This window comes from Pseudomonas sp. WS 5532 (assembly GCF_012985445.1).
GTDB classification, from domain to species: Bacteria; Pseudomonadota; Gammaproteobacteria; order Pseudomonadales; family Pseudomonadaceae; genus Aquipseudomonas; species Aquipseudomonas edaphica.
In genome coordinates, this window is record NZ_JAAQWK010000011.1 from 238,171 (window position 1) to 246,963 (window position 8,793).

General features: G+C 56.2%; 9 protein-coding genes and 1 tRNA gene. 3 read left to right on the top strand and 7 right to left on the bottom strand.

Annotated elements, in window-relative coordinates:
* Positions 1–59: 59 nt before the first annotated feature.
* Positions 60–1,100, top strand: coding sequence for a DMT family transporter (locus HBO23_RS20020; protein WP_170039311.1), 1,041 nt, complete (start codon positions 60–62; stop codon positions 1,098–1,100).
* Positions 1,101–1,169: 69 nt separating this feature from the next.
* Here the strand turns inward: HBO23_RS20020 and HBO23_RS20025 are convergent, their stop codons facing one another.
* Positions 1,170–1,628: a DUF2442 domain-containing protein gene (locus HBO23_RS20025; RefSeq protein ID WP_017138313.1), complete on the bottom strand. Its 459-nt coding sequence runs from the start codon at positions 1,626–1,628 to the stop codon at positions 1,170–1,172.
* Positions 1,629–2,294: 666 nt separating this feature from the next.
* Between HBO23_RS20025 and HBO23_RS20035 the strand changes: the two genes are divergently transcribed.
* Positions 2,295–2,564 (top strand): short-chain dehydrogenase, encoded by a 270-nt coding sequence (locus tag HBO23_RS20035; protein ID WP_170039313.1) that lies wholly within the window; start codon positions 2,295–2,297, stop codon positions 2,562–2,564.
* Between the two features lie 124 nt (positions 2,565–2,688).
* Here HBO23_RS20035 and HBO23_RS20040 read toward each other — a convergent pair whose 3' ends face one another.
* From HBO23_RS20040 to HBO23_RS20065, 6 genes are all read right to left on the bottom strand, one after another.
* Positions 2,689–3,591 (bottom strand): LysR family transcriptional regulator, encoded by a 903-nt coding sequence (locus tag HBO23_RS20040; protein ID WP_170039315.1) that lies wholly within the window; start codon positions 3,589–3,591, stop codon positions 2,689–2,691.
* 35 nt (positions 3,592–3,626) lie between these two features.
* Positions 3,627–4,361, bottom strand: coding sequence for an isochorismatase family protein (locus HBO23_RS20045; protein ID WP_170039317.1), 735 nt, complete (start codon positions 4,359–4,361; stop codon positions 3,627–3,629).
* 49 nt (positions 4,362–4,410) lie between these two features.
* Positions 4,411–5,031, bottom strand: a complete 621-nt coding sequence (locus HBO23_RS20050; RefSeq protein ID WP_170039319.1) for an isochorismatase family protein — start codon at positions 5,029–5,031, stop codon at positions 4,411–4,413.
* 486 nt (positions 5,032–5,517) lie between these two features.
* Entirely contained in the window at positions 5,518–6,384 is an 867-nt protein-coding gene (locus HBO23_RS20055) for a patatin-like phospholipase family protein (RefSeq protein ID WP_170039321.1), read from the bottom strand.
* 76 nt (positions 6,385–6,460) lie between these two features.
* Positions 6,461–7,066 (bottom strand): RNA polymerase sigma factor, encoded by a 606-nt coding sequence (locus HBO23_RS20060; protein ID WP_170039323.1) that lies wholly within the window; start codon positions 7,064–7,066, stop codon positions 6,461–6,463.
* A gap of 442 nt (positions 7,067–7,508) precedes the next feature.
* Positions 7,509–7,598: transfer RNA gene (locus HBO23_RS20065), tRNA-Ser, on the bottom strand.
* A 336-nt stretch (positions 7,599–7,934) separates the two neighbouring features.
* Between HBO23_RS20065 and HBO23_RS20070 the strand changes: the two genes are divergently transcribed.
* Entirely contained in the window at positions 7,935–8,627 is a 693-nt protein-coding gene (locus HBO23_RS20070; RefSeq protein ID WP_017138321.1) for a crotonase/enoyl-CoA hydratase family protein, read from the top strand.
* Positions 8,628–8,793: the final 166 nt, after the last annotated feature.

Here is an 8,793-nt window from a genome sequence, read left to right on the forward strand (position 1 = left end):
TGTCAGGGCGCAGACCCTGGCAAGCGACGTATCATGGGCCAACCATTCGAGGACGGCCCATGAACCTCAGTATTCTCTACGCACTCGCCGCTGCTGCCCTGTTCGGCGCCAGCACGCCGCTCGCCAAAAGCCTCGGCCTGAACCTTTCGCCCGTACTGCTCGCCGGCCTGCTCTACCTCGGCAGCGGTCTAGGCCTGGCCTGCGTGCGCCTTATCCGTGATCGCGGCTGGAAACCCAGCGGGCTGACCCGTGCTGAATGGCCCTGGCTGCTCGGCGCCATCGCCTTCGGTGGCATCCTCGGCCCGGTTGCCTTGATGTTCGGCCTCACGCGCACCGCCGGCGCGACCGCCTCCCTGATGCTCAACCTTGAATCGGTGCTGACTGCCGTGATCGCCTGGCTGGTGTTCAGAGAAAACGCCGACCGCCGCATCGTCCTCGGCATGCTCGCGATCGTGCTGGGCGGCGTGGTGTTGTCATGGTCCGACGGCGGCGGCGCCAGCCACGACTGGACCGGGCCGCTCGCCGTGGCGGTAGCTTGTTTGTGCTGGGGGATTGATAACAACCTGACGCGCAAGGTCTCGGCCTCGGACGCGCTGTTTATCGCCGGAGCCAAAGGGTTGATTGCCGGGCTGGTGAATAGCAGCCTGGCGCTTTACCTCGGCGCGCAGATACCGGGTGTGGCACAGCTGGCGCCGATCTTGTTGGTTGGGTTTTTGGGGTATGGCATCAGCCTGGTCATGTTTGTGCTGGCGTTACGCGGGTTGGGCAGTGCACGCACGGGCGCTTACTTCTCGACGGCGCCGTTCCTCGGCGCGGCTGTTGCCCTGCTGATGTTTGGGGAATCGGTAACGGTGGCGTTCTGGATTGCATCCGCGCTGATGGCCGTGGGCGTGTGGCTGCACCTGACGGAGCGGCATGCCCATGAGCATCTGCATGAAGCGACGGAACATGGGCATCGGCATGTGCATGATGAACATCATCAGCATGAGCACGGGTTTGAGTGGGACCCGGCGCAGCCGCATAGCCATGTGCACGTTCATAGTGTGATGCGGCATAGCCATGCGCATTTTCCGGATGTGCATCATCGGCATCGGCATTGAGGGCCGGCAGTTCACAAAATGTATTAGGGCGGCTCGATTGGCCGCCCTTTTAGCGAAATACGGTTACGTTCAGGCGTAGCGTCCCTTGTAACCTTTATGCTCGTACTCCCAGCCCTTGCACGCCAGCCCCACATGCTTGGGAATCAAAGCAGCGCCGCTGCTATAGGCGGTGATGGTCCTGCGAGAGAACCCCAACTCCACAGCCGCTGCGGAAAGGGACAGGTTGTTACTGAGCATCCACTGCCGGAAATCCTGTGTCAGCATCACCTCACCGGATTGCTCCAATGCTAGACGGTGCAGCGTAACAGCTGACAATTCGAGGTCGTTACCCCACGTCACATCAAACCCCCACTCACCGACTTGTACTTGGCCGAATCGAGCCAAATCCAGAAGAGGTTTGAGGATCGGAAAGGCATTTATATGATCGAGAAGATCAACGGTATGCCGCTTGCCGTTATTCCATTCGATCTGTAAGGCATGCTTGCCGGCAACTGGTTGCACAGCAGAGATGCGAAGCTTGCTGGTCATAAGTCAGTTCCTCCGGTTTTGTTCATCCCATACGCGCTTGAGATCCGCGATATGAGCTTTTGCCCAAAGCAGGGCGGCTTTCAAGGCCTTTGTTTCTGCCCCTGTACCGAGCACAACAAGCCCTTCTATCTGAGCCAGCGACTCGCCATCCGGCGTCTGCACGTGAAAATGCGGCGGCGCGTGGTCGTCGGGATAGATTTTTATTTCCAGCTTCGTTCACTGCGAAGGGTCGCCATGGAGACGGACGCTAGAGAAAAAATTTCCCTAGCACAATTGTAATTTCAAACGTTTACTCGATTTGCCACTCCCGAGGTTGCAGGGTTCGTAGGTAGGACTGCCCATGCCCAGCAATCCAGGCAACGTCCTACAAACCGTTCAGAAGCGTCGGCCTCGCACTTCAAAATCGTCGAGCCTATAGTCACTCGGTCGCCCACAGGGCGAACGGGTTTGGCGACTCGACTATTAAGACGGCAGAAGTCTCCCGGCAGATTTGCGGGATGCGCCTGCACGCAATAAGCTGCTCAACGGCTGCTGTGCGTGGGAGACCTTCGGGTCTGCCGGTCTTTGTCCGTTCTTATACCGGTTCGCCAACCTGCGTACAGCGGCCACCTTTTGTTTGGCGACAAATGCGTGGCTCATATTCCTCTAAGTGAACGGACTTAACGCATGAACCAATACATAGCCCTCACCAGCAACGACAGCGCCACCCCTGCCCTTTTTGTCGATACCACCGTCCCCCTGGAAATTCTCCTCGACGCCGCGAGTTTTCGGCTGCGTGCCGTCACCCAAGTCCTTGAGAACCTTGCACTGCGCAGCGAGATCAGTAGTGATGCCGTTGTTCTCAGTGATTTTGCCCTGCTGTGCTCAATCCCGTTACGCGACGGCTGCGATTTGCTGGACGTCATAGGCCGACGCATGGATGTACCCGGCGCGTGATCTAGAAACGGCAGCTTTCAAACTCCAGAGATCACAAAACCCCTGGTCTCTCCCGAAATCAGGGGTTTAATTGCCTCGCATGGAGCCCGTGACAAGACTCAAATAAATCTGTCCTTTTCCTTTCTCAGACGGCGGCTTTAGCATCCACCTGGTAAAAATCCGCCATGTAATCCACAAACGCCCTGACCTTGGGCGCCAAGTGCCGGGATTGCGGGTACAGCGCGTAATAACGCCACTCGCCCATCGAGTAGTTGGGCAGGATGGGCACCAGTTGCCCTTGCGCCAGGTTGTTGCGCACCGTCGCATGCGTGAAGCAGCCGATGCCTGCGCCGGCCAGTGTGGCGGCGTGCAAGGCAGTGATGGTGTTGGTCTTGAATTGGCCTTTGGGCGTGACGCTCACGGTTGCACCACGGGCCGAGGTGAGTTGCCAGTCTGACGCCTCCCCGACAAACCTCAGCAAGCGGTGCTCGTCGAGTTCCTGGGCGGTGCGCGGTAAACCGTGGGTGTGGATGTAGGCAGGCGACGCCACCAGCACGCGTTTTGAAACAGTCAAGGTGCGGGCGATCAGCGTGGTATCACCCAACGCGCTGGCGATGCGGATGGCGACATCAAAGCCCTCGGCCACCAGGTCAACGAATCTGTCGTCGCAGCACAGTTCAAGTTCGATATCGGGATAACGCTTCTGGAACCCCGGCAGCCAATGCGGCAAGTCCAGCGTGCCCACCACCAGCGGCACACTGACCCGCAACAGGCCTTCGGGGCGCTGATGCCCCTGTGCCATGGCCTGGGTAGCCGCATCGAGGCGGTCAAGAATATCGACACAGGCTGCGAAGTACTGCTCCCCAGGCCCGGTCAGGCTGAAACGTCGGGTATTGCGGTTGATCAACTGAACGCCCAGTTCAAGTTCCAGCTGCTGCAACTGCCGTGAAATCGTCGAGTGGGTAGTGTTCAGCCGCTCTGCCGCAGCAGAGAAGCCCTTGGCCTCGACAATGCACCGAAAGGCGCGCATGGCAGATAGCTGATTCATGAAGCGGGCGTTACTCCAATGAGTGATCAGGCTGATCAGTGAACCGGCAAGGCGACGATTTGCGCGGTGGTCAGCACTGAACCGAAGGTGTCTTCGATCTCGGCCAGCGCCGAGTCATGCAGTTGGTCTTTGGTCACCGAACGCCCATTGGCGCGAGTGATGGCGCGGGTTGCCGTAGCGTCGGATGCTACCACAACGTCGTAGCCCAACGGCGTGGCGTCGCGGGCTGCAGCGGCGACACAGGCGTGGGTCATGAGGCCGGAAATGATCAGCGTCTTGATCCCGGCTTTCTTCAGCTGGGCATCAATATCGGTGCTGGCGAACACGCTGACGGTGGTTTTCTGAATCACCTTATCTTGTGGGCGCGGCTTCATCAGCGGATGGAAATCCACGGTCTTGCCATCTTTGGCAAACACTGCGGCGCCATTTGGGGCGATGTGCTGCACGTGGATCACCTGGATGTGCTCCTTGTCTGCGAAGGCAATCAGGCGCTGAGTGTTTTCCAGGGCTTTCATGCCATCCGGGATCGGCATGCGGCCGGTGTAGTACTCATTCTGGAAGTCGATCACCAACAGTGCGGTGGTCTTGGCATCCAGTTTGTCAGCCGGCTTGGCACCGAACATGGCGCGAATGGTCGGGTGTGGGTTAGCCGGTGCTGCGGCGGCGACAGCAAACTGGCCGAGGCCCATCATCAAGCCCAGGCCGATGACGGCTGACTTGAGCAACTTGGGCAGAAGGCGGCTCGATGGAGTGGCGAATGTGCAAGTCATGATGCAGTCCTGTTTGACGAGTTGAATTAGGGTGCTGAAAGGCCGACCGTTAGCGCACAGACAAGCCGACGACCTGGGACGTGGTCAGCACGTCACCAAAAGTGTCTTCAATCTCAGCGAGTGCCGAGGCGTGCAGTTGGTCCTGGGTCACCGACTCACCGTTGGCACGGGTGATTGCCCGGGTCGCCGAAGCATCGCTAGCAACCACAATGGCGTAGCCCAATGCCGCACCATCACGGGCCGCACCCGCGACACAGGCGTGAGTCATCAGGCCGCAGATGATCAGGGTACGGATGCCCTGGTGCTGAAGTTGGTTGTGCAGGTCAGTGCTGGCGAACACGCTGACGCTGGTCTTCTGCACCAGTGTGTCTTGAGCGCGCGGCTGCATCAGTGGGTGGAAATCGACGGTGTTGCCGTCCTGGGCAAACACTGCAGAACCGGCTGGCGCGATGTGCTGGATGTGAATGACCGGGATCTTGTGCTGGTCGGCGAATTCGACCAGGCACTGGGCGTTATGCAGCGCGGCCGCACCTTCGGGGATCGGCATCTTGCCGTTGAAATATTCGTTCTGGAAATCGATGACCAGCAGTGCGGTGGTGGCTGGGTCAAGCTGGGTGACGGGTGTTGCGCCAGACATTGCGCGGATGGTCTGCTGAGAGGGGTTGATCATTTGTGCGTTTCCTTAAACCGTAACGGGGTGAGTGGCGTCGAGTTTAAGGGGGGCTTTCATGTTTGAAATACACACAGGAATGAACAATATCTGTGCAAAAACTGCACATTTATTGCGAAATAAACCGGTCGTGTCCAGCTAATATCAGGCAGTTAAGAGGTCACTTTATTGTGGCGAGCAGGCCACCCCTGTGTTGATCCACGAAGCGGTGTAAGCACTTTCTTACTGGCCCACCAAGAGAAGTGAGCGATTGAATAAATCCGTCCCGTTTTTCAGTGTTAGCCAGTTGAGGTGGGATTGGTATACCAGCCATACCGGATCTGGTATCCACCCTCACAAAAAAGCCCCCCACACTTGGCTTCGATGTGGGGGCCTGTTTTATATAAGTGGCGTTATTCTAATTTCGCTTTCAATCTAACTTTCGTGAACCGTCGCAATCGGCCAATCGAAACCGACCGATCGCTTCTAGAAACCCGGGCTATTTACCTATATCTGGGTGTGGGTGTGAGCCTGTAACGAATCCGGCACACCAGTGCGAATTAACCCACCTTCCTCAATCCACGTTTGGGTCGACTGGTAAGCGCGCTTTAGGAGCTGATCTGTTTGGCTGAAATCGAATACCGAAGCATTTAATGGGCACAACGGCGCAACAACGTGAATAGACGCCCGCGGAGCGTACAACTCAATATCACGTACCAGTTGACGCATGCTCATTAAATTGAGTGTGTGCAAGGCTAATGCAACGAGCCCGATCGGCGGATTAGGGCAGGCACAACCGAAACCAGTTGGTACCACAACAACACGAGTGGCCCCTAGTGAGATTGCACTGGCAATAGGTGTGTTGCTAGCCACGCCACCGTCAATTAAGAGTTTGTTACTTATTCGGACGGGTGGAAACACCAGCGGGATTGCTGCACTGGCGAGTAAGGCCTGTTCAGCACTGCCACTGGAAAGTAACTCTTCAGCACCGCTGAGCAGATTGGTGGTGACGATATACAAAGGCAACTCAGTATCTTCGATCAATTTCACCGGCAGCGACCGGCGCACCAGGTGTTGTAACGCTGAAGCGCGTAGAAGATATCCACGACGTCGCAATATTGCCGTCAGGGTGTCGATTACAGAAAATGGAAACACATCCGCCTTTCGCAAACCCCGCCAGAAGTCAGCGAGCTCAGCGATCCCCTGCGCATTCGGCCTGGCTGCGAAATACGCACCATTGATGGCCCCGACAGATGCGCCGACCACCAGATCGAATCTAATGCCGTCGTCCACAAGAGCTTGCAACATTCCAACCTGAACCGCACCGAGGCTACCGCCACCTGCGAGAACGAGTGCAGTTTTTACAGTCGCCATGGCAGACCTCCAGTGGAAATCTCAGTACCATTTTTCGAGTGCCAACATCCAGGCAGTTGGGAAATCACCATGATGCTCACATATCAAAAACAGACTGGTACTCCGCAATTGCCGAAAAAACCTTTAAACGCGCTCGGTGCAAAAGCACTCTTACGTTAGTCAGCGATATTCCGAGGAGCGTAGAAATTTCATCCAGCTCCAATCCAGAGCGCTCTCTCAGTATCAACACGCTTCTTTGCAGATCCGGTAGCGCCTCAAGAGCAACGTTAATTCGAGCATATAGCTCGGATTCGCTCAGAAGTGCTTCGGGGCTATCTTCATGCAACGCCCCAGGCGAAGTGTAGGAAAGATCATCTACAAATAAAACGCTTCTTCCTTCAACCCAAGAGGTACATGGGATACAGTTCGATTCACTGCGCCGAGCTTTGTATCTACATTTCGCCGTATTCGACGTGATCCTTAGCATCCAGGTTTTTAAGCTGGATCGTCTCTGAAATTTCCCCATGCCTCTCACAATCGCAAGCCATGCATCTTGCACTACATCGTCCGCATGGCGCGGCCCCACGATTCCATAAGCTATGGCCCTCATTGCGCCCTGATGCGTGCACACCAAATCACGATATGCGTCTTGTTCTCCGCGCAATAGGCGGTCCAAAAAATGAGCGTCATCCGTGGCGTTCATGGCAGTACCTGACTGTGGTCCTATCATGATCGTAGCTGTCCTTGGCAGGAATGATGGTTCGGATCAAGAAATGCCTGAACCGCTCATCGCACTGCATCGCTTGATGATCTCGGATACTCATCGCACTCGAGCCCTCAAGAGGACATACGGATCAATCCCTCCGCTGGATGCACAGCACAGAGAATCAAATAAGGGAGGAGATTAGGTATGGCAATGAATCGCCTTTGCTTTGATTGACACCATTGAGTTGCAGCTACCTGCCAAAGTTAGCCAACCGCATACCCAATCAACGGCGCAGAGATGCAATGCATCTCGCGAACAAAAAACACACCAAAAATGCGCACTAGTCCCATGACGGCCCCATGGGGCTATTTTTTGGACGCCAAAAACCACAAACCCCCGACTTTCACTAGGAAAATCAGGGGTTTGTGTTTGTAGAATGTGGCGGTGAAGGAGAGATTCGAACTCTCGATACAATTTCTTGTATACACACTTTCCAGGCGTGCTCCTTAAGCCACTCGGACACTTCACCGTATCTCGTCAAACCAGTTCAGTCTGTCGAGGCGCGCTAATGTAGTCGAAAGCCTTTCTGATGGCAAAGGTTTTTTTCAGAATTTTCATGCGCTTAGACGGTTATGCCGGGACTCGCTCGGTGAGGGGTGGTGAATCTGCCATTCTTGGGCATCGGTTGCGGGTGTCTGGCGCGGCGGCTGTGCCTTGCTGCGGACCGTCTACCCTTGGGAATGCGGGAAAAGTCTGACTGTGTAGTCAGTCACGGCGCTTTACCGGGGCGGGCGTGGTGGGTAACGTCTGCGCATGCGCTTCTATTAACAGCCTATCTATAACAATTCCTACAAGGAACCGCGTCATGAGTGAGTTGATTGCCTACCACCTCGAAGACGGTATCGCGACCCTGACCTTGAGCAACGGCAAGGTAAACGCCATTTCTCCGGCAGTGGTTGCTGAGTTCAACGCTGCGCTGGATCAGGCCGAGAAGGATCGGGCGGTGGTGATCATCACCGGCACGCCGGGGATTCTGTCGGGTGGTTATGATTTGAAGGTGATGACCGCTGGGCCTAAAGAAGCCATTGGCCTGGTGACATCGGGTTCGACGTTGGCGCGGCGCCTGTTGTCGCACCCGTTCCCGGTGATTGTGGCGTGCCCTGGGCATGCGGTGGCCAAGGGTGCGTTCCTGCTGTTGTCGGCGGATTACCGGATTGGCGTGGAAGGCCCGTTCAGCATTGGCCTGAACGAAGTGGCGATCGGCATGACCATGCACCACGCCGGTATCGAGTTGGCGCGGGATCGTCTGCGTAAATCGGCGTTTCATCGCTCGGTGATCAATGCCGAGATGTTTGATCCGCAGGGCGCGTTGGGCGCTGGCTTCCTGGATAAGGTGGTGGCGCCGGAGGAGTTGCACGCAGCGGCCCTGGAAGCGGCGCGGCAGCTGAAGAAGATCAATATGAACGCCCACAAACACACCAAGTTGAAGGTGCGTAAGGCACTGTTGGAAGCCTTGGATGATGCAATCATTCAGGATCAGGGCCACAACCTGGGCTAATGCCCTATAGCTGAGTAGCTAAAGGCAACATCTGTTCTGAGCGGGCTGTTGTGGCGAGGCGGGCTTGCCACAGAATAGGTGGCCACCGTCAATAATTGTCTAGATACCTACTGCTGATGTGCCAAAGCCCGACCTTGGTTTGGGCTTTTTTTTACAAATAAATCCG